This window comes from Labrys wisconsinensis, assembly GCF_030814995.1.
GTDB lineage: Bacteria > Pseudomonadota > Alphaproteobacteria > Rhizobiales > Labraceae > Labrys > Labrys wisconsinensis.
On sequence record NZ_JAUSVX010000011.1, the window covers coordinates 223362 to 245186 of the forward strand.

Below are 21825 nucleotides of genomic sequence, written 5' to 3' on the forward strand. Positions count from 1 at the left end.
TGCAAAGGCGAAGAACTCAGGTACTGGATGAGCAGAATTCATCCACAAGCGCCGCATCCGATGCGAAAGCTGCCGCCCCTGCGTGCCCTGCTCGCCTTCGAGGCGGCGGCGCGGCACGGCAGCTTCAAGCGGGCCGCCGGCGAGCTCGGCGTGACGCCGACCGCCGTCAGCCACCAGATTCGGCTCCTGGAGGAGACCTGCGGCTGCCGTCTGTTCCAGCGCCGGCCGCGGCCGCTCGCGCTGACCGCCGCCGGCACCCGGCTCTTTCCCGCCCTGCGCGATGGTTTCGACGCCTTCGCCCAGGCGATCTCGGCCCTGTCGGATGTTCAGGCGCAGGCCTCGCTGCGCGTCACCAGCCCGAACGCCTTCGCCAGCCGTTGGCTGGTGCCGCGCCTGCCCCGGTGGCGGGAGGAGAACCCGGGCATCCCGCTGGAGATCATCGGCACCGACCATGTGCTCGACCTGCGCGCCGGTGCTGCCGATATCGCCATCCGCTATGCGCGCCAGCCGCCGCTCGACTTCGTCGTGCAGGAATTCCGCCGCGACAGCTATTGTCCGGTCTGCAGCCCGCGGCTGCTCGCCGGCCGGCCGCCGGTCCGGCGCGCCGCCGATCTTCTCGACTTTCCCCTGATCCATTACGACTGGACCAACCGCGATCCCGAGGCGCCGACCTGGCGCCAGTGGCTCGCGGTGGCGCGCTCGATCGATCCTGACCTGCCGGCCATGGAGCGCCCCTGGGACCTCAGCTTCCGGGAGGAGCTGCACGCCATCGATGCCGTCGTCGCCGGGCAGGGCATCGCCATCTGCAGCGACGTGGTGGTCGGACGCGACCTGGAGAGCGGCGCCCTGGTGCGGGCGCATCCCCTGTCATTGCCGGGGTACGGGTTCTATCTCACTCGGCTGCCCCAAAACCCGCGCGCCGCGCTGCTCGACGCGTTCGCGACGTGGATCCAGACCGCGTTCAATTCGAACGGGAGCGCCGCCGCCGCGCCCTGAGGAGGTCCGCTGCCGCGGACCGCACCCCGGCGGCATCCGGGCTCATCGGCCCGAACGCGGCCGCCTCCAGTGCGGCGGCGGCGCTCCGCGCTTCGGGCGAGGCCAGCCATCCCACCGGGCCGTCGAGGGCGGTCAGGCGCCGGAGGGCCTGCCAGGCTTCGGCCGGGCGGCCGGCGGCGGCGCTCGCCGAGAGCGCGCCGAGGGTCCGGCGCAGGTCCAGCGCCGCGTGCAGGCGCTGCCGGAGCGCGCCGATCCCGAGGCTCCGGCCGGCGAGGAGCAGACTGGCGGCGAGGGCCAGCAGGAAGGCCATCGCCGCCAGCGTCCAGTCGGCGTAACGCGGCGCGTTCGTGGCGCCGGCAGCGGCGGCGATGCCGAGGCCGCGCTCCATCTCCGCCAGGGTCGGGCCGGCCGGCGCGATCGCCACCGTCCGGGCCGGCAGCACGGCGAGAGCCATGGCATTGCGTCCGGTGTCGAACCAGGGGATGCGGATCTCCGGCAGGTCGACGGCCCTGTCGCTGGTCGGCCGGATCTCCCAGGCATAGGCCACCTTGGCCTTGGGGCCGTCGGCGCCGCGGACCTCCGCCAGGCGGCCGGGCTTCGGCAGGGTCTGGCGCTTCTGCTCGCCGGTCGCGGCGACCGGGGCGACGCCGATCACCGTCTCGCGCTGCGGCTCGTCGGGAAAGGCGATCAGCTGCGGCACGCGGATGGCGGGCTGCGGCGGCAGCTGGTCGTCGGTGACGCCCTGCGCCTCGATCGTCACCGTGCGGCGGACGGACTGGCCGGGCTGCAGGGTTTCGGGATCGGCGCTCCAGGTGTCCGTCACGGTCAGGCCCTGCGCCGGCAGCCACCAGGCTTCCTTCGGCACGGGCGCCGGCGCCACGGCGAGGGCGAGGGGCGGGGTTGCGAGCTCGAGGGTGGCGCGGGCCCCGCCGGCGTCGAGGATGGTGAGGTGGTGCACGAAGGGCGCGATGCTCAGGGTGCCGCTGCGCTGGGGGTAGACCGCGAGGGTGCGCTGGAAGCCGCGTGCCTGGCGCCCGTCCTGCACGGTGTCGTACCAGGCGTCGCGCCCGACCTTGAGCCAGCGGAAGCCGGCGAGGTCGGGCTGCTCCAGTCGTTCCAGGGTGATCGGCATCGTGAAGCTGCCGCGGATGCGCAGCAGCACCATCTCCTGGACATAGGGCGGGCGGCCGAGCGGGTCGACGTCGACCCAGAGCCGCGCGCCGGGCACATCGGCGGCGCAGGCGGGAGCAAGGGCTGGAAGGGCGAGGAGAAGAGAGGGGATGCACCGGGCCAGCGCCGCGAAACCTTTGCGGACATGAGCGAAAAGCCTTCCTCCACGTCGTGGAGAAGGCTCTTGCATCCTCGTGGGGACGTGCCGAGTTGCCCTCCGGATGATCCGCCCCATCACCATCCCGCTCCCTGCCCCGGCACGGCTGTCCCGGCGGCCAGGCGTCGCTGGTGCTCGGCGGCGATGCGCAGGCGAACGAACCGGACGGGGTCATCCGGGATCGCGGCCAGCCATTGCAGCGTGGCGCGGTTGTCCTCGGTCTGCGCCATCAGGGCCGGCGACTGCGCGGCGGGCTCGTCCGAGGCCGCGACGACGGTCTGGCCGCCGCGCCGGCCGGCGCGTCCGGCGGTCGCCGCTGCCGCCCCGCGGGCCTGCGCTGCCCCGGCGGCCGGATCGCCCGGCTGCGGCGCGCCGCGACGGTCGACGCGGCTGCTGCCGGGGCTGCCGGCCTCGGCGCCGGCCTCGCGCTGGCCGGCCATGCCATCGCCCGTGGTGGAGCGAACCTTATCGTCGCCGCCGACCTCGTTCTCGCCGGCCTGGTGCTCGGCGGTCGCCGTCGCATTCGCCGTGCCCAGCGCCTTGTCGGCCGGTTGGGGCTCGGAGCGAGCCTTAAGCAGGGCCTGGACCAGCGCCCGGTTGGCGAGAGCGTCGGCATCGGCCGGGTCCCGCTTCAGGGCGATGTCGTAGGCCTTGACCGCCAGCGGCAGATTGCCGTTGCGCGCGAAGGCGTTGCCGAGATTGTAGGCGGCCTCGGCGCTGCGGGTGTTGCGCAGCTCGGCCGCGGCCTCGGCGTAGCGGCCCGCCTGGTAGAGGGCGGCGCCGCGCCAGGCCGGGTCGCGCAGCGCGGCAGCCGCCGGGGTCGGCAGGCCCATGGCGAGCAGCAACCGCCCGCCGCGGTCGCCGCCGGAGAGGACCGCGAGGCCGGCGACCAGCAGCGCCGCGCCAGCGACGGTGAGGCCGTTCATGCCCGCCTCCGGAACAGCAGGAGCAGGGGAACGGCGGCCAGGACCAGGCCGGCTCGGCCGAGATCGCGCCAGACCAGTGCGGCATAGGCGCCGGCGCCGAGTCGCGTGCCGGCGTCGCCCCCGGCTGCCGCGACGACCGGTGCGGGATCGAGCACGTCGGCGAAGGCGCCGCCGCCGGCCTCGGCCAGGTGCGCCGCCGCTGCCCGTTCGGGCTCGGGCGCGGTCGGCCGGCGCGTCGGCGCGGGCACGAACAGCACGTGCAGCCGGTGGCCCGCCGCCGCCAGGTCCCGTGCCGCCGCCCGGGCCGCCGCGTCGGCGCCGCCGCCGTCGGTCACCAGCACCACGTCGCCGCCGAGCGTGCCGACCCCGCCCAGCAGGGCTCTCGCCAGCGCCACGGCGCGGGCGGGCCGGCTCCCGCCATCGGGCACCAGCTCCGTCGTGGCGCCGAGGAGCAGGGGGCGCAGCAGGTCGCGGTCGGTGCTGAAATCAGCGGCGAGATAGGCGTCGCCCGCGAACAGCACCAGCGCCACCTGGCGCGAGCCTGCCGCCTCGGCCACCTGCATCGCGGCGAGCCGCGCCTCCGGCAGCGCGCCGCCCTCGGCCACGGAACGTGACACGTCGAGCGCGATCACCAGGGCGTCGAGGTTGCGGAAGGTCTCGGCGCCGGACCGCCGGATCGCCGGCCCGGCCAGCGCCGCGCCGATCGCTGCTGCGGCCAGCAGCCAGGGTGAGAGCGCCAGGCCCTGCCGGGCTGCCGCGACCATCGCACCGCGACGCTCCAGCACCGCCATCAGATGCGGGTCGACGGCACGGCGCCAGTCGCCGAGGCCGCCGCGGCGGCAGGCGAGCAGGGCCAGGACGAGGAGCAGCGGCGGGGCCAGCAGCCAGGCCGGGCGCAGCAGGGCGAGGTCGGGCAGGGTCACCGCGTGCGGCCTCCGATGAGGACGATGGAAAGCCGGGGCATGCCGGCCTGCAGCGCGAAGCCGGCGAGGCAGAGCAGCAGGGCCAGGGCGGCCGGCCAGGGCCAGAGCTCGCGCGCCACCGTCACCGCGGCCGCCGGCATGTCGCCGGCCTCGAGGCGGTCGATCGCCGCCGTCACCGTCCGGAGGTCCTCGGTCGTGCGCACGCGGAAGGTCTCGCCGCCGCTGGTGCGGGCGATGTCGGCGAGGGTCGCCTCGTCGACGGCGTCTGACCCGTCGCCGGCCACGGCGCCGCCCGTGTCGGTGCCGAGGGCGATGGTGTGCACCCGGATGCCCAGCGCCCGGGCGAGGTCGGCGGCGGCATGGGCGCTGACGGCGCCGGCCGTGTTGGCGCCGTCCGAGAGCAGCACCACGGCCCGGCCGGGCGCGGGCGCATCCTTCAGCCGTTTCAGCGCCAGGCCGAGCCCGTCGCCGATGGCGGTGGAGCGGCCGAGCATTCCGATCTCGATGTTGTCGAGCGCATGGGCGACGGCCTCGAGGTCGAAGGTCGGCGCGGCGGCGAGCTGCGCCTCCTCGGCGAAGGGCACCAGGCCGACGCGGTCGCCGGCGCGGCGACGCAGGAACTCGGCGGCCACCGACTTGACCGCATCGATGCGCCGGATCGGCTGGCCGTCGAGCGTGAAGTCCCGGGTCTCCATGCTGCCGGAGAAGTCGAGCACCAGCATGATCGTGCGCCCGCTCATCGGCAGCGCCGCGTTCGGCATCAGCGTCTGCGGCCCGGCCATGGCGACGACCAGGGCGAGCCAGGCGAGCGCCGCCAGCACGCGGCCGGGAGCGTCGGCGCGGACCCGCGCGGCATCATCGCCTGTGCCGGCCAGCGCGGCGGGGACGCGCAGCGCGGCCATCGCGGCCGGGCCCCGGCGCAGCGCCAGGGCGACGAGCAGCGGCAGGGGCAGGGCCAGGAAGGCGAGAGGGGTGGCGAAGACGGGCATGTCAGGCAGCCCGCAGCAGCCCGCGCAGCAGCGCGTCGAGGGCTTCGGGATCCGCGCCGTCGAGCGGCTGGTAGAGCGCCTCGCCCAGGGCACGGCCCGCGCCGGCCGTGAAGACATCGGTGGCGAAGGCGGCGTCGAGGGTGGCGAGCCAGGCCGCACCCTGAATCCGGCCTCTGGTCGCGCCGGCGGTCGCCGCCACGTAGCGCCGCAGCGCAGCGGCCTGCGCGCAGAGCCGTTCGCCCGGCGCCAGGCCACGCGCGGCGGCCAGGGCGGCCAGCGCTTCGCCCGCCGGGCTGCGGCGCCGTGCCAGCGCCGCCCGCGCCGCAAGGAGCGCCGTCAGCAGCAGGCCACAGGCGATGCCGGCCGCGGCGGCGAGCACCAGCATCTCCACGAGGGACGAGGCGGGCGGCGCCGGCAGGCGGATGGGCCTGAGGGCTGCGAGCGGGTCAGCTGGCATCGCCATGGAGCTCTCCCAGCGCCCGCAACTGCGCCTGCGGCGGCTGCTCTGCGTCGAAGCGGACGGCCCGCAGGCCGAGCGCCCGCAGCGCCGCGATCCGCGGGCCGTGATCGTCGGCCGGCAGATCGCGGCGGACGAGGCGCACCCCGCGCGCACCATCGAAGGTGAGGTAGGGGTAGGTGCCCGGCGGCGCCTTGCGTTCGAAGGCGTCGCTGACCAGGGCGATGCCGAGGTCGCAGCGCCGGCCGATGCGTCGGGCTTCGGTCTCGAACCGGTCGCCCGGCTGGTCGAGGCCGGTGGCGGCGAGGATGACGCCGCCGCGCGGCGCCAGGGCGGCGGCCATCTCGAGCATATCGCTCAGCGCCGTCCTGTCTGGCACCGTCTCGCTCAAGGCCCGCGCATGGGCGCGGTGCAGGGCGCCGATCACGGCCGGCATGGCACGCTCGCCGGCCGTGGCCTGGACGAAGATCGGCTCGGGGCCTCCCACCGCCAGCAGCCCGACCTTGGCGCCGAGGCCGACGGCCCGCCAGCCGGCCAGGGCGAGGATCTCCGCCGCCGCCACCGAGCGCAAGGCGCGGCGGGTGCCGAACAGCATGGGCGGGCGGAAGTCGGCCATCAGCAGCATGGTCGAATCCCGCTCGCTGCGGAAGGTGCGGACATGCGGCACGCCGGTGCGGGCCGTGGTGTTGCGGTCGATGTGGCGGATGTCGTCGCCGTGCGACCAGAGGCGGATGTCGTCGGGCTCGCTGCCGCGGCCGCGCCATCGCGTGACGATCGGGCCGGGCATGGCGGTGGTGGCCTCCCGCGCCGGGCGGACTCGCGCCACGAGGTGGCGCAGGCGCAGGAGCGCTTCGGGGTCAGTCTCGGCACCGGCGACGGTCATCGGGCGCGGCGAGGTGGGGCGGGTGGCGCCGGGGACGGGGCGGGCCGCAAGGGGAGGGGGGAGGGGGTGGACGCTTCCGAGAATGGCCAGCCGCTTTGCTGCCGTGGTGCAGCCAGCCGATAGTCTTCATGGGACGGGATCAGACCCTCGCCCCTGCCCCTCTCCCGGCCGGGAGAGGGGATGACCGGCGTTGCGTCCATCGCCTTCCCACGCCCTGTCTTGCCTCGCTGAAAATCAGCCCGCGTCCGGCGCTTCTCCCCGCTCCCCGGCTGCATCCAGGCCCTGGTCTTGGCTCCCATCGTCACCTCCCAGTCAGAGCGGCGCGACCCGGTCGAGGATCCGCGCCACCAGGCCGCGCGCCGTCTCGCCGTCGGCCTTGGCGCGCCAGGCGAGGCCCAGGCGGTGGGCGAGGATGTCGGGCGCGAGGTCGCGCACGTCGTCGGGCGTGGCGTAGGCGCGGCCGTGCAGATAGGCGCGCGCCCTGGCGGCGGCGGCCAGCGAGAGCGTGCCGCGCGGCGAGACCGGGTGCTCGATCGCCGTGCGCACGTCCTCGCCCGCCGAGCCGTCGCGCGTCGCCATCACCAGGCGGACGGCATAGTCCTTCAGCGCCGGGGCGAGATGGACGGCCATGGTCTCGCGACGGGCGGCGTGGATCTCGGCGACGCCGAGGCGATGGCGGGCCTCCTCCGGCGCCGCCGCGCTCTCCTGCTCGACGAGGTCGAGGATGGCGCGCTCGGTCGCGCCGTCGGGCAGGTCGACGGCGACGTGGAACAGGAAGCGGTCGAGCTGCGCCTCGGGCAGCGGGAACGTGCCCTCGTGCTCGATCGGGTTCTGGGTGGCGACCACCATGAACGGGTCGGGCAGCGCGTGCGTCGTGCCGCCGGCGGTCACCTGTCGCTCGGCCATGGCCTCCAGCAGCGCCGACTGCACCTTGGGCGGGGCACGGTTGATCTCGTCGACCAGCACGAGGGTGTGGAACACCGGGCCGGCGACGAACTCGAACACGCCGCGGTCCGGCCGCCAGACCGGCGTGCCCGTCAGGTCGGCCGGCATCAGGTCCGGCGTGCACTGGATGCGGGCGAAGGAGGCATCGAGGCCGGCGGCGAGGCGCTTCACCGCCCGCGTCTTGGCCAGGCCCGGCACGCCCTCGATCAGGATATGGCCGCCGGCGAGCAGGGCGATCAGGAGCCGCTCGACCAGCGGGCTGCGGCCGATCAGGCTCTTCTCCAGCGCCTGCGCCAGCGCGGCGACCCGCGAGCGGGTCTGCGCTTCGACATCGGCGGCGGTGCGGACGATTTCCATGGCGGCTCCGGGGTCCTCGGCGTGACGGCCCGACGGTGACGATCCGGGAGTTCCGTTGTAGGGCGTGTTTCCCGTGTCGGCTTGGGCAATTTGCCCGACTTCTCATCGCGGCTCTTGCCTTCGCGCGCGATCGGCGCGCGAGATGGGCTTCGTGATCCGGCCGGGAGGACGGGACCATGAGCCTGTTGATGCGACTGATCCTGCGCATCGCCGCGGTGGCGCTGCTGTGCCTGAGCTGCGCCGTGGCCTGGGTGGTGGCGGACACCGACGCCATGGTCCGCACCGAGACGGCCAAGTCGGCCCAGCGCGTCGCCTACCAGCTGGAGCGGCTCTACATGCTCGGCAGCGCCGGCTGGGGCTACAGCGCCAGCGCGCCGACCCGCTCCTACATCGCCATGCTCGGCGTGATGTCGCCCGGCATCTGCGTCGAGTTCGACCAGCCGGACAATGCCCGGCGGCGGCTGTGCAGCGGCTGGAACACGCTGGGCACGACCGCGCCGGACTGGTTCCGCGAGGCCTTCGGCGTGGTGTTCGATCCCGGCGCGCCGGCTGAAGCCGAGGTCCGCATCGTCGACCAGCCGGTGCGCATCGTCGTGGCGACGCACGACCCGGTGGCGGCGGCGACCCGGGCCTGGCATCAGTTTCGCATCGTCGCCGGCATGGCGGCGGCGATGGCGGCCGGCATGGCCCTGCTCGCCGCCATGGCGGTGTGGCACGCGCTGATGCCGGCGCAGACCATCATGCAGGGCCTGCGCCGCCTGGAGCAGGGCGACCTGTCGAGCCGCCTGCCGGACTTCCCCACGGCGGAGTTCAGCCGTATCGCCCGGGCCTTCAACGACCTCGCCAGCCGTCTCGAGCGCACCGGAGCCGAGCGTACCGCGCTGACGCGGCGGCTGTTCCAGGTGCAGGAGGACGAGCGGCGGGCGCTGGCGCGCGACCTGCACGACGAGTTCGGGCAATGCCTGACCGCCACCAGCGCGCTCGCCGCCTCGATCGCGGCCGGGGCTCCGCCGGACCGGCCGGACCTCGGCGACGATGCCCGCGCCATCTCGCGCGTCACCACGCAGATGATGACCACGCTCAAGGGCGCGCTGATGCGCCTGCGGCCGCCCGATTTCGACGAGCTCGGGCTGGAGGCGAGCCTGCGCCGCATGGTGGCGGCCTGGAACGCCCAGGCCGGCGCGCGCACGCGATTCCGCCTGGAGGTCGAGGGCGATCTCGCCGCCGTCTCCTCCCAGGAGGCGCTCAACGTCTACCGCATCGCCCAGGAATGCCTGACCAACGCTGCCCGTCACGGCCGGCCGAGCGAGGTGACGGTGCGCGTGAGCCGGGCCGGCGTCGAGGACAGTGCGGTGGTGCTGGTGGTCGACGACGACGGCGGCGGCGATCCCGACCAGGTCGCCGGCGCCCCCGGCCTCGGCATTCTCGGCATCCGCGAGCGCATCGGGGCGCTCGGCGGCACGCTGTCGATCGGCCGCTCCGCCGGCGGCGTGCGGGTCTCGGCGGCGATCCCGACCCTGGCGGAGGCGCGCGCGTCGTGAGCGGGCTGTCGATCATGCTGGTCGACGATCACCCGGTGGTGCGCGAGGGCTATCGCCGGCTGCTGGAGCGCCGGCCGGGCTACCGCGTGGTGGCCGAGGCCGAGAACGCCGCCGACGCCTATCGCGCCTATCGCGAGACCTCGCCCGACGTGGTGATCATGGACCTGTCGCTGCCGGGCCCGGGCGGCCTGGAGGCGGTGCGCCACATCCGGCAATGGGACCGCAACGCCCGCATCCTGGTGTTCACCATGCACCAGGCCGCGGCCTTCGCGCTGAAAGCCTTCGAGGCCGGCGCCGCCGGCTACGTCACCAAGAGCAGCGCGCCGGACGAATTGATGGGGGCGGTGGAGCAGGTGGCGCGCGGGCGGCGGGCGATGAGCGGCGACATCGCCCGCGAGATCGCCGCCGAGCGGCTGTCGAACCGCGCCTCGCCGCTGGAGGACCTCGCCCCGCGCGAGATCGAGATCCTGCGCATGGTCGCCTCGGGCATGCCGGCCGAGGATATCGCCGAAGCGCTGTGCCTCAGCCTGAAGACGGTGCAGAACTACCACTACCAGATCAAGGCCAAGCTCGGCGCCCGCACCGACGCCCACCTCGTCTGGCTCGCCATCGCCGCCGGCCTGCTGCGCAACGACGAGCCGGGGTGAGGGGGGAGGGAGGGGCGCGAAAGCCTTCTCCACGAAGTGGGGAAGGTGGCCTTGCGAAGCAAGGTCGGATGGGGTGTGGCGGGCAGGGCTGCGACTGTGTTCGGCTTGCGCGACCATCGTGCAGACTGGTTCGACCACACCATCTCGCGGGCCACACCCCATCCGTCGCCACTTCGTGGCTCCACCTTCCCCACTTCGTGGAGAAGGCTTTCGCGCCCCGCCCTCAATCCTCCGAATACCGCTCCTCCGTCCACGGGTCGCCGCGGTTGTGGTAGCCGCGGACCTCCCAGAAGCCGGGATGGTCCTCGCCCGTGAACGCGATGCGCTGCAGCCACTTGGCGCTCTTCCAGAAATAGAGGTGCGGTACGACCAGGCGCAGCGGGCCGCCATGCTCGGAGGTCAGCGGCTTGCCCTGCCAGCTGTGCGCCAGGATGGCGTCCTCGGCGGCGAAATCCTCCAGGGCGAGGTTGGTGGTGTAGCCGTCATGGCTGTGCAGCACCACGAAGCGCGCCTCGGGCCTGGGCATGACGATGTCGAGGAGGTCGCGGGTGGCGAGGCCGTCCCAGGCATTGTCGTAGCGCGACCAGGTGGTGACGCAGTGGATGTCGCTGACCTCGCGGCGCTGCGGCTGGGCTTCCACCGCCGCCCAGTCCCAGCTGACGGGATGCTCGACCGCGCCGTCGACGTCGAGGCGCCAGTGCTCGCGCTGGACGCGGGGATGCAGGCCGAGGTCGAGCACCGGCCAGTCCCTGACCAGATGCTGGCCGGGCGGCAGCCGTTCCGTCTCCGGCCGGGCGATGCGGCCGGTGAGGAAGCGCCCCTCGCGAGCCCAGCGCTGCTTGGTCGTGGTCAGCTTGGTCTCGGGCGGGGCAGGGATATCGCGATCCTCGGCCATGGCGGTCTCGTCTCGGCTGCGGCGGTGCTCCATCGTCGCCGCTTGCGCGCCGGCGTCAACAGCGGATGTGGCGCATCGCCATAATCTCGTAGCAATCACTTCATATCAGATTATGATGTAGTGATTGCTACGAGACGTCGCATGATCGAAAGCCAGCACGACGCGCCGCAAGCCGGCTTCGCCGGGCGGATCGCCGCCGCGGCGCATCGCCTGTCGCCGGCGGAGCGCCGGGTGGCGCATTGCCTCGCCGAGCGCCGGGATGCCGTGCTGCTCGGCTCGGCCGCCGAGATCGCCGCGCTGGCGCGCACCAGCGACGCCACCGTGGTCCGCGCCGTGCGGGCGCTGGGCTTCGACGGCCTCGCCGGGCTGCGCCAGGCCATGCTCGCCGAGATCACCGGCGCGCCGACGCCGGCAGGCCGGCTCGCCCATACGCTGGAGGAAGCGGGCGGGGACAGCGCGCAGGCGCTGCGCCAGGTGGTGGCGCACCATGAAGCCTCGCTCGCGACCCTGCGGGATCCGGGCTTCGAGGCCGGCTTCACCGGGGCGATCGACATCCTGTTCGCGGCCCGGCGCCGCCACATCTTCGGCATCGGCCCGTCCGGGGCGATGGCCGACTATGCCGCCCTGCAGTTCAGCCGCATCGGCTGTCCGTCGAGCGCCCTTTCGGTCTCGGGCGTGGCGCTCGCCGACCGGCTGCTGGCGGTCGAGGCCGGCGACGTCGTGCTGGCCATCGCCTATGCGCCGCTCTACCGCGAGGTCGAGGCCGTGCTCGAACGGGCATCGGGGCTCGGTGTTCCCGTGGTGCTGGTCAGCGACAGCCTCGGCCCCATCCTGGCCGGGCGGGTGGCCCAGGTCCTGCCGGTGCCGCGCGGCCGGGCCGACCATCTCGCCCTGCACGGCGCCACCCTGGTGCTGATCGAGGCGATGATCGTCGGCCTCGCCGCCCGCGACCGCGACCGGGCCCTCGCCAGCCTCACCGTGCTCGGCGCCTGCCGCGGCGCCGTCGACAAGGCCTGGGCGAAGCGCGGCGCCAGAAGCCGTCCCCCCGTTCCCCTCTCCCGGAAACCACGATGACCAGCATCACCACCATCTCCTCGGCGGTGACCGCCGCGTTCCTCGGCTCCTTCGTCGAGGTCGTCGAGGCCTTCACCATCATCCTCGCCGTCGGGCTGTCGCGCAGCTGGCGGCCCGCCTTCATCGGGACGGCCCTGGCGCTGGCCGTCCTGGCGGTGCTGATCCTGGTGCTCGGGCCGCTGCTGGGGCTCGTGCCGATCGGGCTGCTGCAATATGTCATCGGCGTGCTGCTGATCCTGTTCGGCATCCGCTGGCTGCGCAAGGCGATCCTGCGCGCCGCCGGCCACATCGCGTTGCGCGACGAGGCCAAGGCCTTCGCCGCGGAAACCGACGCCTTGCAACGCCAGGCGGCCGACCGGCGGGCGGATTTCCTGGCCGGGCTGGCGGCGTTCAAGGCCGTGCTGCTCGAGGGCGTCGAGGTGGTGTTCATCGTCATCGCGGTCGGGGCCGGCAACGGCATGCTCGGCTATGCCAGCCTCGGCGCCGCGGCCGCCTGCATCCTGGTGATCGCGCTGGGGCTCGTCATCCACCGCCCGCTGGCGCGCGTTCCCGAGAACACGCTGAAATTCGTGGTCGGGCTGATGCTGACCGGCTTCGGCATCTTCTGGACCGGCGAAGGCCTCGGCGCGGCCTGGCCGGGCGCGGATCTGGCCATCCTGGGGATCATCGCGATCCTGGCCCTCGTCTCCCTCGTCGCCGTCCGCGTCCTTCGCGGCGCATCCCGTCCGTCCCTGGAGGCCAATGCCCGATGAACGCCATCCGCACGGCCGTCTCCGAGTTCCTCGGCCTGTTCATCGACGACGGCAGCCTCGCCCTGTTCGTCGTCATCCTGATCGCGCTGGTCACCGCGGCGGTGGAGCTCGCCGGGCTGGCGCCGCTCCTCGGCGCCGGAGCGCTGCTGCTCGGCTGCGTGCTGCTGCTCGCCGAGAGTCTGCACCGGGCTACCCGCCGGCGGGGATAGGCATCCCTTCACCGCTTCGACAGCGGGAAAAGGCCTGAGCAGGGGGCAAGACATGGTCGAGAATGCCGAGCGGCCTTCGAAACCCGTGGGGCAGCGGGCCTGGAGCCTCGCGAGGACGAGATCGCGGGCGATCCTGCTGGCCGCAGCCCTCGTCCTGGTGCCGCCACTCGGCATCGGCGGCTGGGCCGGCGCGCTCCAGCTGACGGGCAACATCCACGAGATCGAACCTGGTGCGCTCTACCGGTCGGCCCAGCTCAACGGGCAGGCGCTGGGCGACGTCCTCAAGCGATATGGCATCCGCACCGTGATCAATCTTCGCGGCGCGCATGACGGCGCGAAATGGTACGAGGACGAGCGGGCGCGCGTCCAGGCGGCCGGCGTCGGACATCTCGACATCCGGATGTCGGCGACGCACGAGCCCGATGCGGCGACGCGGGCGGCGCTCATCGAGGCCTTGCGCACGGCGCCCCGGCCGCTGCTGATCCATTGCAAGTCCGGGGCCGATCGCACCGGCCTTGCGGCAGCGGTGTACGAGCTCCTCGTCGCCGGACGGCCGAAGGATCAGGCTGCCGGGCAGCTCTCCTTCCGCTACGGCCATTTCCCGTGGCTGACCAGCCGGACCGGGGCCATGGACCGGGCGTTCGAGGAGATCGCCGCGGCCCCCGGCTCGCCCTGAGCCGGCGACGCGGATGGTCAGCCCTGGAGGTGGAAGACCTCGATCACGCCGTTGAGGGTGATCTGGGTGCCGACGCACAGCAGGAGGAAGGCGGAGAGGCGCGTGACGATCTGCGAGCGGGTGCGGCCGAGCAGCGCCGTGAGCGCATCGGCCCAGCGATAGGACAGCCAGATGGTCACCGCGATCACCAGGGCGGCCGCCGAGGCGCTGACCACGAAGGCGGCGAGGTCGCGGCCGTCGGCGGGGCGGTTGGCGCCGAGGGCGATGGCGACCGAGATCGTGCCCGGCCCGGTGGTGAAGGGCATGGTCAGGGGGAAGAAGGCGACGTCGTCGCTGCCGACCGCATCGTCCGCCTGCTGCTGCTTGCGCTCGTCGCTCTGCTCGGGGGTCGAGAGCAGCTCCCAGGCGCGCACCGCCACCACCAGGCCGCCGGCGATGCGCAGCGCCGCCAGGCTGATGCCGAAGAATTCCAGGATATAGGTGCCGATCCACAGGGCGCAGAGCATGACCAGGGCGGAATAGATGCCGATCTTGCCGGCGAGCGCGGTGCGCTCGGCATGGGAGCGGTCGGCGGTGACGCTGCTGAAGATGAAGGCGCCGCCGATCGGGTTGACGATGGAGAACAAGGCGGAGAGCGCCAGCAGGAAATGCGGCATCGCCAGCGTCAGGATCGTCAAGCCCGCCTCCCCCGAACGGCGCTCAGCCGCAGGCATGTCGGGGCAGTGTCGACGGGCGCGGGCGCGCTGGCAAGGGGGCGCGTGCACGCCGTCTCACACGGCATCGCCGTCCAGCAGCTCGAGCGGGAAGCCGGCGGCCTTCACCGTCTTGGTGACGACATAGGTGAAGTAGCGGTCGATGCCGAGGTCCTCGGCCAGGAGGCGGTCGATCAGCCGCTGATAGGCGTCGATGTCGGGGGCGACGATGCGCAGCATGTAGTCGATGCCCCCGCCCACCGCGTCGCAGCCGACGATGGCCGGCTCGCGCATTACCATGGCCTCGAAACGCTGGAAATCGCCCTGGCGGTGGCTCTTCAGCGTGATCTCGACCAGGATGGTGGCAAAGCGCCCGAGCTTGCCGGCGTCGATGCCGGCGCTGTAGCCGGCGATGATCCCGGCCCGCTCCAGCCGGCGCAGCCGCTCCCAGCAGGCGGCGGCGGAGAGATTGACCTTCTCGGCCAGGCCCAGCTTGGTGATGCGTCCCTCGCGCTGCAGCGCCGCCAGGATCTTCAGGTCGATCTTGTCGAGTTTCAGCATGCAGCGGCAGGTCCCATGATATGATGCGTCGGTGCCCCGATATTGTATCAGGACAATCCGATGACGCCTCTCGATTCTGACCGGTTTCGCCGTCCTGTCGAGTCGCAGGATCTGCCGCCGCCGGTGGAATGGCGTCCAGTGCTGCCACGCCGCAAGGGCGCGACCAAGCACAAGCTCCTCACCGAGCGGATCATCGCCGACATCGACGCGGAGCTGCTGCGCCCCGGGGCGCGCATGCCGACCCACCGGGACCTCGCCCGGGCGCTCGGCGTCTCCGTGCAGACCGTGTCGATCAGCTACAAGGAGGCGGAGCGGCACGGCTACCTCCGCGGCGAGGTCGGACGCGGCACCTTCGTGCGCAACCGCGTCACCGAGCGGGCCGACCGCTTCATGCTCGACCGCAGCCCCGGTCAGACGGCGGACCTGTCGATCATCCGCGCCGTCTACACCGAGGCGCACGAGCGCGCCTCGCGCCAGGCAATGGCGCGCCTCGCCGAGGCGGACAACAGCGCCTTCATGCGGCCCTGCCGGCCGATCGCCGGGCTCGACCGGCACCGAGCCGCGGCGCAGACCTGGCTGCGCGGCCTCGGCGCTGCCGCCGCGCCGGACCGGATCCTGATCACCAATGGCGCTGCTCATGGCCTGTTCCTCGCCGTCGCCGCCGTGGTCCGGCCCGGCGACGTGGTGCTGACGGAGAACCTGACCGACCACGGCATCATCGGCCTCGCCAGCGTGCTCGGCTTCACCCTGCGCGGCCTGCCGACCGATGCGGAGGGCGTGCTGCCCGAGGCCTTCGAGGCGGCCTGCGCCGCCGGCGACGTCAGGGCGCTGGTGCTGGTGCCGAGCCTGGGCAATCCGACCGGCCATGTCGCCGGGGACGAGCGGCGGCGGGCGATCGCCGCGATCGCGGCCCGCCGCGGCGTCTTCGTCATCGAGGACGAGGTCTGCAAGCCGCTGCTGGAGACGATGCTCCCCTCGATCGCCGAGATGCTGCCGGACCTCGGCTTCTTCGCCACCAGCTTCACCAAGACCCTCATGGCGGGCCTGCGGGTCGGCTATCTCGTGGTGCCGCCGGCCTATGGCATCCGCGTCGCCAGCATCATGCGGGTGACGAGCTGGAGCGCCACCAACCTGCCGGCCGAGATTGCCACGCTCTGGATCGAGGACGGCACGGCCGAGGCGCTGCTGCGCGTGCAGCGCCAGGAGGCGCGGGCCCGGCAGGCGATCGTGGCGCAGGTGCTGGGCAGCCACGTCGCGGCCACGCATCCCCTGTCGCTCTGCGCCTGGCTCAAGGTGCCGCCGCACTGGAGCGAGGAGGGTCTGGTGCGGGCGCTGGCCCAGCGCGCCATCGCGGTGACCCCGTCCGACCCCTTCATCGCCGGCGAGCGCGGCCGCGGCGGCATCCGCATCTGCCTGGGCGGGCGCCTGTCGCACGCGGCGCTCGGCGAGACGCTGGCGGCGCTGCGCGCCACCTTCGAGCAGCTGCCGCCGGTCTATGATGTGCGCATCGCCTGAGATATTGTTTCATGACAATATAGAAATTGACATGATACTTGTGCGGCCACACCATCAGGTCACTTCATCGGGAGATGTGACGGATGGTTGTGGCCGCCGGCCTGTCGCAGGTGCCTTGCGGGGATGGCGCCGTCGGCCTCGCCACGATCGAGGCGGCGCAGGCGCGCATCGCCGGCGAGGTCCTGCGCACGCCGCTGATCCGCTCCGCCGCGCTCTCGGCCGCCGGCAGCCCGGTGCACCTCAAGCTCGAGACGCACCAGGGGACAGGCAGCTTCAAGCTGCGCGGCGCGACCAACGCCGTCCTCTCCCTCGACCCGCCGGCGCGGGCCCGCGGCCTCGTCACCGCCTCGACCGGCAATCACGGCCGGGCCCTCGCCCATGCGGCGCGGGCGCAGGGCGTGCGCGCGGTGATCTGCATGTCGCGGCTGGTGCCGGCGAACAAGGTCGCGGCGGTCGAGGCGCTCGGCGCCGAGGTGCGGATCGTCGGCCGCTCGCAGGATGAGGCCCAGCTCGAGGTCGCGCGCCTGGTGCGCGAGGAGGGCCTGACCGAGGTGCCGCCCTTCGACCATGCCGCGGTGGTCGCCGGCCAGGGCACGATCGGGCTGGAGATCGTCGCCGACCTGGCCGACGTCGCGCTGGTGCTGGTGCCGCTCTCGGGCGGCGGGCTCGCCGCCGGCGTCGCCGCGGCGGTCAAGGGGCTGAGGCCGCAGGCGCGCGTCATCGGCGTCTCGATGCGGCGCGGCGCGGCGATGCAGGCCAGCCTCGCCGCCGGCCGGCCGGTCGCGGTGGAGGAGGTGGAGACGCTGGCGGATTCGCTCGGCGGCGGCATCGGTCTCGACAACCGCCTGACCTTCGCCCTGTGCCGCGACCTGCTCGACGGCGTCGTCCTGCTCGATGAGGCCGAGATCGCCGCCGGCATCCGCCACGTCTTCGCCGCCGAGGGCGAGGTGGTCGAGGGCGCCGGCGCGGTTGGCATCGCGGCGCTGCTGGCGGGCAAGGTGGAGGCGCACGGCCCGGTCGCGGTGGTGGTCTCCGGCGGCAATATCGACGCGGCGGCGCATCGCCGGATCATCGAGGGAGCCGCGTGATGGCTGGGATGCTGATCCTCACCGAGGCGGATCTCCGGCGTATCGTGCCGCTCGACGCCGACGCGGTCGCCTGCGTCGAGGAGGCCTTCGCGGCGCTCGCCACCAAGGCGGTGGCGATGCCGCCGATCCTGCGCCTCGATATTCCCGAGCATCGCGGCGAGGTCGACGTCAAGACCGCCTATGTCCCCGGCTTCGACGGCTTCGCCATCAAGGTCAGCTCCGGCTTCTTCGACAACCCGAAGCTCGGCCTGCCCAGCCTCAACGGCCTGATGGTGCTGCTCAGCGCCCGCACCGGCCTGGTCGAGGCGCTGCTGCTCGACAATGGCTATCTCACGCAGGTGCGCACCGCCGCGGCCGGCGCCGTGGCGGCGAAGCACCTCGCCCGCCCGGACGCCCGGACCGCGGCGGTGCTCGGCGCCGGCGAGCAGGCGCGGCTGCAGCTCGAGGCGTTGCTGCTCGTGCGGCGGATCAGCCAAGCGCGGATCTGGGCCCGCGATCCCGCCCGCGCTGCCGAGGCCGCGGCGGGGCTGGCGCAGCGGCTCGGCATCCCGGTCGAGGCGGCGGCGAGCGCCGAGGCGGCCTGCGCCGGCGCCGACATCGTCGTCACCGCGACGCCGGCCACGGTGCCGATCCTCCAAGCCGACTGGCTGCAGCCCGGCCAGCACGTCACCGCCATGGGCAGCGACTCCGAGCACAAGACCGAGATCGACCCGGCGCTGTTCGCCCGCGCCGTCTATGTCGCCGACAGCCTGCCGCAGACGCGCCGCCTCGGCGAACTCGCCCATGCCGTGCGGGCCGGGACGGCGCGGGCCGACCAGGCCTTCGCCGAGCTCGGCCAGGTCATCGCCGGCCGCGCGCCGGGCCGGACCGGCGCGGCCGAGATCACGCTCTGCGATCTCACCGGCACCGGCGTGCAGGACACCGCCATCGCCGCGCTCGCCCACCGTCGCGCCGTGGCGGCCGGTGCGGGCCAGGCGTTCGAAACCACAGGACCGAGCGGAGATGCCGCGTGACCGAGCCGACCCTGAACTTCAGCCGCGCCGAATATGACGAACGCCTGAGGAAGACCCGCACCGCGATGGAGCGCGCCGGCCTCGACCTCCTGATCGTCACCGACCCCTCCAACATGCACTGGTTGACCGGCTATGACGGCTGGTCCTTCTACGTCCACCAATGCGTGCTGGTGCCGGGCACGGGCGAGCCGGTCTGGTACGGGCGCGGGCAGGACCGCAACGGGGCGAAGCGCACCACCTGGCTCTCCGACGAGAGCATGGTCGGCTATGCCGACCATTACGTGCAGTCGACCGAGCGCCACCCGATGGACGTCCTCGCCGGCGTGATCGAGGCGCGCGGCTGGGGCCGCTGCACCATCGGCGTCGAGATGGACAATTACTGGTTCAGCGCCGCCGCCTACGCCTCGCTGACCAAGCACCTGCCGAACGCCCGCTTCAAGGACTCCGCCTCGCTGGTCAATTGGCAGCGGGCGGTGAAGAGCCCGACCGAGCTCGACTATATGCGCCGGGCCGGGCGCATCGTCGAAGCCATGCACCGGCGCATCCTCGACACGGTCGAGCCAGGCCTGCGCAAATGCGACCTGGTGGCCGAGATCTACGATGCCGGCATCCGCGGCGTCGACGGCTTCGGCGGCGACTATGCCGCCATCGTGCCGCTGCTGCCCTCGGGGGAGGAGGCCTCGGCGCCGCACCTCACCTGGGACGACCGGCCGATGCGGAGCGGCGAGGGCACGTTCTTCGAGATCGCCGGCTGCTACAAGCGCTATCACTGCCCGCTGTCGCGCACCGTGTTCCTGGGCAAGCCGACGCAGGCCTTCCTCGACGCGGAGAAGGCGACGCTGGAAGGCATGGAGGCCGGGCTCGCCGCCGCCAGGCCCGGCAATGCCTGCGAGGACATCGCCAATGCCTTCTATGCCGTCCTCAAGCGGCACGGCATCGTCAAGGACAACCGCACCGGCTACCCCATCGGCCTGAGCTATCCGCCGGACTGGGGCGAGCGCACCATGAGCCTGCGCCCCGGCGACCGCACCGAGCTCAGGCCGGGCATGACGTTCCATTTCATGACCGGCCTGTGGCTGGAGACGATGGGCCTGGAGATCACCGAGAGCATCGTCATCACCGAGGCCGGCGTCGAGTGCCTGTCGAACGTGCCGCGCCAGCTGTTCGTCAAGCCATGAGCGCGCTCCGACCCTCGCCGATCGCGGCGACCGTCGACTTCGAGGCCGACGGCGTGCAGCACGGCCACCTGCGCCTGCCCTGGAGCCGCGACGACAGCGCCTGGGGCTCGGTGATGATCCCGATCGCGGTGGTGAAGCGCGGGCAGGGGCCGACGGCCCTGCTCACCGGCGCCAACCACGGCGACGAGTATGAAGGGCCGATCGCGCTGTTCGACCTCGCCCGCACCTTGCGGGCCGAGGACGTCAGCGGCCGCGTCATCATCGTGCCGGCGATGAACTATCCGGCCTTCCGCGCCGGCACGCGCACCTCGCCGATCGATCGGGGCAACCTCAACCGCAGCTTTCCCGGCCGGCCCGACGGCACGGTGACGGAGAAGATCGCCGACTATTTCGCCCGCACGCTGCTGCCGATGGCGGATCTGGTGCTCGACTTCCATTCCGGCGGTCGGACGCTCGATTTCCTGCCCTATGCCGCGGCGCACGCGCTTGCCGACAAGGCGCAGGAGGAGCGCTGCTTTGCCGTCGTCGCCGCTTTCTCCGCCCCCTGGTCGATGCGGATGATCGAGATCGATGCCGTCGGCATGTACGACACCGCGGCCGAGGCGCTCGGCAAGGTGTTCGTCACCACCGAGCTCAGCGGCGGGGGCACGGCCACCGCCCGCTCCGCGGCTATCGCCCGGCGTGGCGTCACCAATGTGCTGCGGCATGCCGGCATCCTCATGGGCGCGCCCGCGACCGCCCCGACCCGCTGGCTCGACATGCCCTCGGCCGCTTGCTTCGGCTTCAGCGAGGAGGACGGGCTGGTCGAATTTCTGAAAGATCTCGGCGACCCCGTCGGGGAGGGCGAGGTGATCGCCCGCATACACCCCCTCGGCCGCACCGGCCTCGCCCCGGCCGAGCACCGCGCCGGCCTCGACGGCCTCCTGACCGCCCGCCATTTCCCCGGCCTGATCAAGGCCGGCGACTGCCTCGCCGTCGTCGCCACCACGCGCGAGGACGCCTGACCCGGAACCGGGAGCGCGCGCCCCCGGTTCCATAATCAGACGAGCCGGACCCAACCGGACATGTCCGCCAACAGACAGGAGAAGACCCGATGAACGCCATCCGACTCGCCGGTCTCGCCGCGCTGGCCCTCGCCGCCGGCCTCGGCTCGGCCGCCGCCACAACGCTCGAGGACGTGAAGAGCAACGGCTATATCCGCGGCGCCAGCGCCAACGAGGTGCCCTACAGCTACATGGACGAAAGCGGCGCGGCCAAGGGCATCGGCCCCGACGTCGCCACCGCCGTGCTGAAGTCCATGGGCATCGCCGAGATCGACTGGAGCGTGACGCCCTTCGGCTCGCTGATCCCCGGCCTCAAGGCCAGGCGCTACGATTTCGTCGCCGCCGAGATGAACATCCTGCCCGACCGCTGCAAGCAGGTGATGTTCACCGAGCCCAATTCCAGCTACGGCGAAGGCCTGCTGGTGCCGGCCGGCAACCCGAAGAAGCTGCATGCCTATGAGGACATCAAGAAGGACCCGTCGCTGAAGGTCGCGATCGTCTCGGGCGCCGACCAGATCGACTTCCTGCACGAGCTCGGCGTGCCCGACAGCCAGATCGTGATGATCCAGGCCAATGCCGACGCCCTTTCCACCATCCAGACCGGCCGCGCCGATGCCTACGCGGCCACGGAGCTCACCGTGTCGCAGCTGGTCAAGGGCGCCGGCGGCGGCGTCGAGCAGGCCGAGCCGTTCAGCGATCCCATGATCAAGGGCAAGCCGGCGCGCAGCTATGGCGGCTTCGACTTCCGCCTGGAGGACAAGGAGTTGTATCAGGCCTTCAACACGGCGCTGGTCGCCTTCAAGAAGACCGACGACTACAAGAAGATCCTGACCAGCTACGGCCTCAGCCCGGAAAGCGTCGAGGCGGCGCGGACGAAGACGATGGCCGACGCCTGCGCGGGGAAGTGAGGCGGATATTCGGGATGAGTCGTCCGGTAGGCAGGTGTCCGGCGGGCGAGACGCCTCAAGTGCAATTCCTGCTCGACGCCTGCCGATTCCCCTCCCCCTTGCGGGGAGGGGCTAGGGGTGGGGGTCGTGCAAGCTGAGGCGGATCGGCTTCCAAAAGGCGCACTTAGCAACGCACTACGCCTCGCTCGGATGGACCCCCACCCCGTACCCCTCCCCGCAAGGGGGAGGGG

23 protein-coding genes are annotated in these 21825 nt (G+C 72.8%); 13 read left to right on the top strand and 10 right to left on the bottom strand.

Annotated elements, in window-relative coordinates; genetic code table 11:
• Nucleotides 1-60: 60 nt before the first annotated feature.
• Nucleotides 61-996 (top strand): LysR substrate-binding domain-containing protein, encoded by a 936-nt coding sequence (locus QO011_RS26275; protein WP_307278784.1) that lies wholly within the window; start codon nucleotides 61-63, stop codon nucleotides 994-996.
• On the opposite strand, the gene QO011_RS26280 is transcribed toward QO011_RS26275, so the two are convergent.
• The 7 genes from QO011_RS26280 to QO011_RS26310 form a co-directional block, all read right to left on the bottom strand.
• On the bottom strand, nucleotides 962-2224 hold the full coding sequence (locus tag QO011_RS26280; RefSeq protein WP_307278786.1) for a hypothetical protein: 1263 nt from the start codon (nucleotides 2222-2224) through the stop codon (nucleotides 962-964). The genes QO011_RS26275 and QO011_RS26280 overlap by 35 nt on opposite strands.
• Nucleotides 2225-2400: 176 nt before the next feature.
• The gene (locus tag QO011_RS26285) at nucleotides 2401-3249 is read right to left on the bottom strand and encodes a tetratricopeptide repeat protein (protein WP_307278789.1); all 849 of its coding nucleotides are present in this window, start codon (nucleotides 3247-3249) and stop codon (nucleotides 2401-2403) included.
• Entirely contained in the window at nucleotides 3246-4172 is a 927-nt protein-coding gene (locus QO011_RS26290) for a VWA domain-containing protein (protein ID WP_307278793.1), read from the bottom strand. Before QO011_RS26290 ends, QO011_RS26285 begins: the two co-directional genes overlap by 4 nt.
• Nucleotides 4169-5161, bottom strand: coding sequence for a VWA domain-containing protein (locus tag QO011_RS26295; RefSeq protein WP_307278795.1), 993 nt, complete (start codon nucleotides 5159-5161; stop codon nucleotides 4169-4171). The genes QO011_RS26290 and QO011_RS26295 overlap by 4 nt, the downstream gene beginning before the upstream one ends.
• A 1-nt stretch (nucleotide 5162) precedes the next feature.
• The gene (locus tag QO011_RS26300; RefSeq protein ID WP_307278797.1) at nucleotides 5163-5624 is read right to left on the bottom strand and encodes a DUF4381 family protein; all 462 of its coding nucleotides are present in this window, start codon (nucleotides 5622-5624) and stop codon (nucleotides 5163-5165) included.
• On the bottom strand, nucleotides 5608-6501 hold the full coding sequence (locus QO011_RS26305) for a DUF58 domain-containing protein (protein ID WP_307278799.1): 894 nt from the start codon (nucleotides 6499-6501) through the stop codon (nucleotides 5608-5610). Before QO011_RS26305 ends, QO011_RS26300 begins: the two co-directional genes overlap by 17 nt.
• A 312-nt stretch (nucleotides 6502-6813) precedes the next feature.
• Entirely contained in the window at nucleotides 6814-7803 is a 990-nt protein-coding gene (locus QO011_RS26310) for an AAA family ATPase (protein ID WP_307278801.1), read from the bottom strand.
• Between the two features lie 176 nt (nucleotides 7804-7979).
• Here QO011_RS26310 and QO011_RS26315 point away from each other — a divergent pair, with 176 nt between their 5' ends.
• Nucleotides 7980-9344 carry a HAMP domain-containing sensor histidine kinase gene (locus tag QO011_RS26315; protein WP_307278803.1) on the top strand — a complete coding sequence of 455 codons (1365 nt, stop codon included), beginning with the start codon at nucleotides 7980-7982 and terminating at the stop codon, nucleotides 9342-9344.
• A gap of 14 nt (nucleotides 9345-9358) precedes the next feature.
• Nucleotides 9359-9991, top strand: a complete 633-nt coding sequence (locus QO011_RS26320; RefSeq protein WP_370882010.1) for a response regulator — start codon at nucleotides 9359-9361, stop codon at nucleotides 9989-9991.
• 223 nt (nucleotides 9992-10214) lie between these two features.
• On the opposite strand, the gene QO011_RS26325 is transcribed toward QO011_RS26320, so the two are convergent.
• Nucleotides 10215-10886 carry a sulfite oxidase-like oxidoreductase gene (locus QO011_RS26325; protein WP_307278806.1) on the bottom strand — a complete coding sequence of 224 codons (672 nt, stop codon included), beginning with the start codon at nucleotides 10884-10886 and terminating at the stop codon, nucleotides 10215-10217.
• Between the two features lie 141 nt (nucleotides 10887-11027).
• Here QO011_RS26325 and QO011_RS26330 point away from each other — a divergent pair, with 141 nt between their 5' ends.
• From QO011_RS26330 to QO011_RS26345, 4 genes are read left to right on the top strand one after another with little or no spacing between them, the layout of a single operon-like run.
• The gene (locus QO011_RS26330; protein WP_307278808.1) at nucleotides 11028-11960 is read left to right on the top strand and encodes a MurR/RpiR family transcriptional regulator; all 933 of its coding nucleotides are present in this window, start codon (nucleotides 11028-11030) and stop codon (nucleotides 11958-11960) included.
• Nucleotides 11957-12712, top strand: coding sequence for a COG4280 domain-containing protein (locus QO011_RS26335; RefSeq protein ID WP_307278810.1), 756 nt, complete (start codon nucleotides 11957-11959; stop codon nucleotides 12710-12712). Before QO011_RS26330 ends, QO011_RS26335 begins: the two co-directional genes overlap by 4 nt.
• Complete coding sequence (locus QO011_RS26340) at nucleotides 12709-12921, top strand: hypothetical protein (protein WP_307278813.1); 213 nt, start codon at nucleotides 12709-12711, stop codon at nucleotides 12919-12921. Before QO011_RS26335 ends, QO011_RS26340 begins: the two co-directional genes overlap by 4 nt.
• Nucleotides 12922-12973: 52 nt before the next feature.
• A complete protein-coding gene (locus QO011_RS26345) occupies nucleotides 12974-13597 on the top strand; it encodes a dual specificity protein phosphatase family protein (protein WP_307278814.1) in 624 nt (207 codons plus the stop codon).
• Nucleotides 13598-13614: 17 nt separating this feature from the next.
• Here QO011_RS26345 and QO011_RS26350 read toward each other — a convergent pair whose 3' ends face one another.
• On the bottom strand, nucleotides 13615-14253 hold the full coding sequence (locus QO011_RS26350) for a MarC family protein (protein WP_307279020.1): 639 nt from the start codon (nucleotides 14251-14253) through the stop codon (nucleotides 13615-13617).
• 114 nt (nucleotides 14254-14367) lie between these two features.
• On the bottom strand, nucleotides 14368-14847 hold the full coding sequence (locus QO011_RS26355; RefSeq protein WP_307279023.1) for an Lrp/AsnC family transcriptional regulator: 480 nt from the start codon (nucleotides 14845-14847) through the stop codon (nucleotides 14368-14370).
• A gap of 63 nt (nucleotides 14848-14910) precedes the next feature.
• On the opposite strand from QO011_RS26355, the gene ehuR reads away from it, so the two are divergent.
• The 6 genes from ehuR (at nucleotide 14911) to ehuB (ending at nucleotide 21595) form a co-directional block, all read left to right on the top strand.
• Nucleotides 14911-16365 carry a MocR-like ectoine utilization transcription factor EhuR gene (ehuR, locus tag QO011_RS26360; RefSeq protein WP_307278816.1) on the top strand — a complete coding sequence of 485 codons (1455 nt, stop codon included), beginning with the start codon at nucleotides 14911-14913 and terminating at the stop codon, nucleotides 16363-16365.
• Nucleotides 16366-16448: 83 nt separating this feature from the next.
• Nucleotides 16449-17453, top strand: coding sequence for a hydroxyectoine utilization dehydratase EutB (gene eutB / locus QO011_RS26365; RefSeq protein WP_307278818.1), 1005 nt, complete (start codon nucleotides 16449-16451; stop codon nucleotides 17451-17453).
• Complete coding sequence (gene eutC / locus QO011_RS26370; protein ID WP_307278821.1) at nucleotides 17453-18466, top strand: ectoine utilization protein EutC; 1014 nt, start codon at nucleotides 17453-17455, stop codon at nucleotides 18464-18466. The genes eutB and eutC overlap by 1 nt, the downstream gene beginning before the upstream one ends.
• Nucleotides 18463-19644 (top strand): ectoine hydrolase DoeA, encoded by a 1182-nt coding sequence (gene doeA / locus QO011_RS26375; protein WP_307278823.1) that lies wholly within the window; start codon nucleotides 18463-18465, stop codon nucleotides 19642-19644. The genes eutC and doeA overlap by 4 nt, the downstream gene beginning before the upstream one ends.
• The gene (gene doeB, locus QO011_RS26380; RefSeq protein ID WP_307278826.1) at nucleotides 19641-20648 is read left to right on the top strand and encodes a N(2)-acetyl-L-2,4-diaminobutanoate deacetylase DoeB; all 1008 of its coding nucleotides are present in this window, start codon (nucleotides 19641-19643) and stop codon (nucleotides 20646-20648) included. The genes doeA and doeB overlap by 4 nt, the downstream gene beginning before the upstream one ends.
• An 89-nt stretch (nucleotides 20649-20737) precedes the next feature.
• On the top strand, nucleotides 20738-21595 hold the full coding sequence (gene ehuB, locus QO011_RS26385) for an ectoine/hydroxyectoine ABC transporter substrate-binding protein EhuB (RefSeq protein WP_307278829.1): 858 nt from the start codon (nucleotides 20738-20740) through the stop codon (nucleotides 21593-21595).
• The last annotated feature ends 230 nt before the right edge of the window (nucleotides 21596-21825 follow it).

Bases quoted from the DNA above. Each gene is read 5' to 3' on its own strand.
- QO011_RS26275 (WP_307278784.1), top strand. From the start codon at position 61: ATGCGAAAGCTGCCGCCCCTGCGTGCCCTGCTCGCCTTCGAGGCGGCG.
- QO011_RS26285 (WP_307278789.1), bottom strand. From the start codon at position 3,249: ATGAACGGCCTCACCGTCGCTGGCGCGGCGCTGCTGGTCGCCGGCCTC.
- QO011_RS26295 (WP_307278795.1), bottom strand. From the start codon at position 5,161: ATGCCCGTCTTCGCCACCCCTCTCGCCTTCCTGGCCCTGCCCCTGCCG.
- QO011_RS26300 (WP_307278797.1), bottom strand. From the start codon at position 5,624: ATGGCGATGCCAGCTGACCCGCTCGCAGCCCTCAGGCCCATCCGCCTG.
- QO011_RS26305 (WP_307278799.1), bottom strand. From the start codon at position 6,501: ATGACCGTCGCCGGTGCCGAGACTGACCCCGAAGCGCTCCTGCGCCTG.
- QO011_RS26310 (WP_307278801.1), bottom strand. From the start codon at position 7,803: ATGGAAATCGTCCGCACCGCCGCCGATGTCGAAGCGCAGACCCGCTCG.
- QO011_RS26315 (WP_307278803.1), top strand. From the start codon at position 7,980: ATGAGCCTGTTGATGCGACTGATCCTGCGCATCGCCGCGGTGGCGCTG.
- QO011_RS26320 (WP_370882010.1), top strand. From the start codon at position 9,359: ATGCTGGTCGACGATCACCCGGTGGTGCGCGAGGGCTATCGCCGGCTG.
- QO011_RS26325 (WP_307278806.1), bottom strand. From the start codon at position 10,886: ATGGCCGAGGATCGCGATATCCCTGCCCCGCCCGAGACCAAGCTGACC.
- QO011_RS26330 (WP_307278808.1), top strand. From the start codon at position 11,028: ATGATCGAAAGCCAGCACGACGCGCCGCAAGCCGGCTTCGCCGGGCGG.
- QO011_RS26335 (WP_307278810.1), top strand. From the start codon at position 11,957: ATGACCAGCATCACCACCATCTCCTCGGCGGTGACCGCCGCGTTCCTC.
- QO011_RS26340 (WP_307278813.1), top strand. From the start codon at position 12,709: ATGAACGCCATCCGCACGGCCGTCTCCGAGTTCCTCGGCCTGTTCATC.
- QO011_RS26345 (WP_307278814.1), top strand. From the start codon at position 12,974: ATGGTCGAGAATGCCGAGCGGCCTTCGAAACCCGTGGGGCAGCGGGCC.
- QO011_RS26350 (WP_307279020.1), bottom strand. From the start codon at position 14,253: ATGCCGCATTTCCTGCTGGCGCTCTCCGCCTTGTTCTCCATCGTCAAC.
- ehuR (WP_307278816.1), top strand. From the start codon at position 14,911: ATGACGCCTCTCGATTCTGACCGGTTTCGCCGTCCTGTCGAGTCGCAG.
- eutB (WP_307278818.1), top strand. From the start codon at position 16,449: ATGGTTGTGGCCGCCGGCCTGTCGCAGGTGCCTTGCGGGGATGGCGCC.
- eutC (WP_307278821.1), top strand. From the start codon at position 17,453: ATGGCTGGGATGCTGATCCTCACCGAGGCGGATCTCCGGCGTATCGTG.
- doeB (WP_307278826.1), top strand. From the start codon at position 19,641: ATGAGCGCGCTCCGACCCTCGCCGATCGCGGCGACCGTCGACTTCGAG.
- ehuB (WP_307278829.1), top strand. From the start codon at position 20,738: ATGAACGCCATCCGACTCGCCGGTCTCGCCGCGCTGGCCCTCGCCGCC.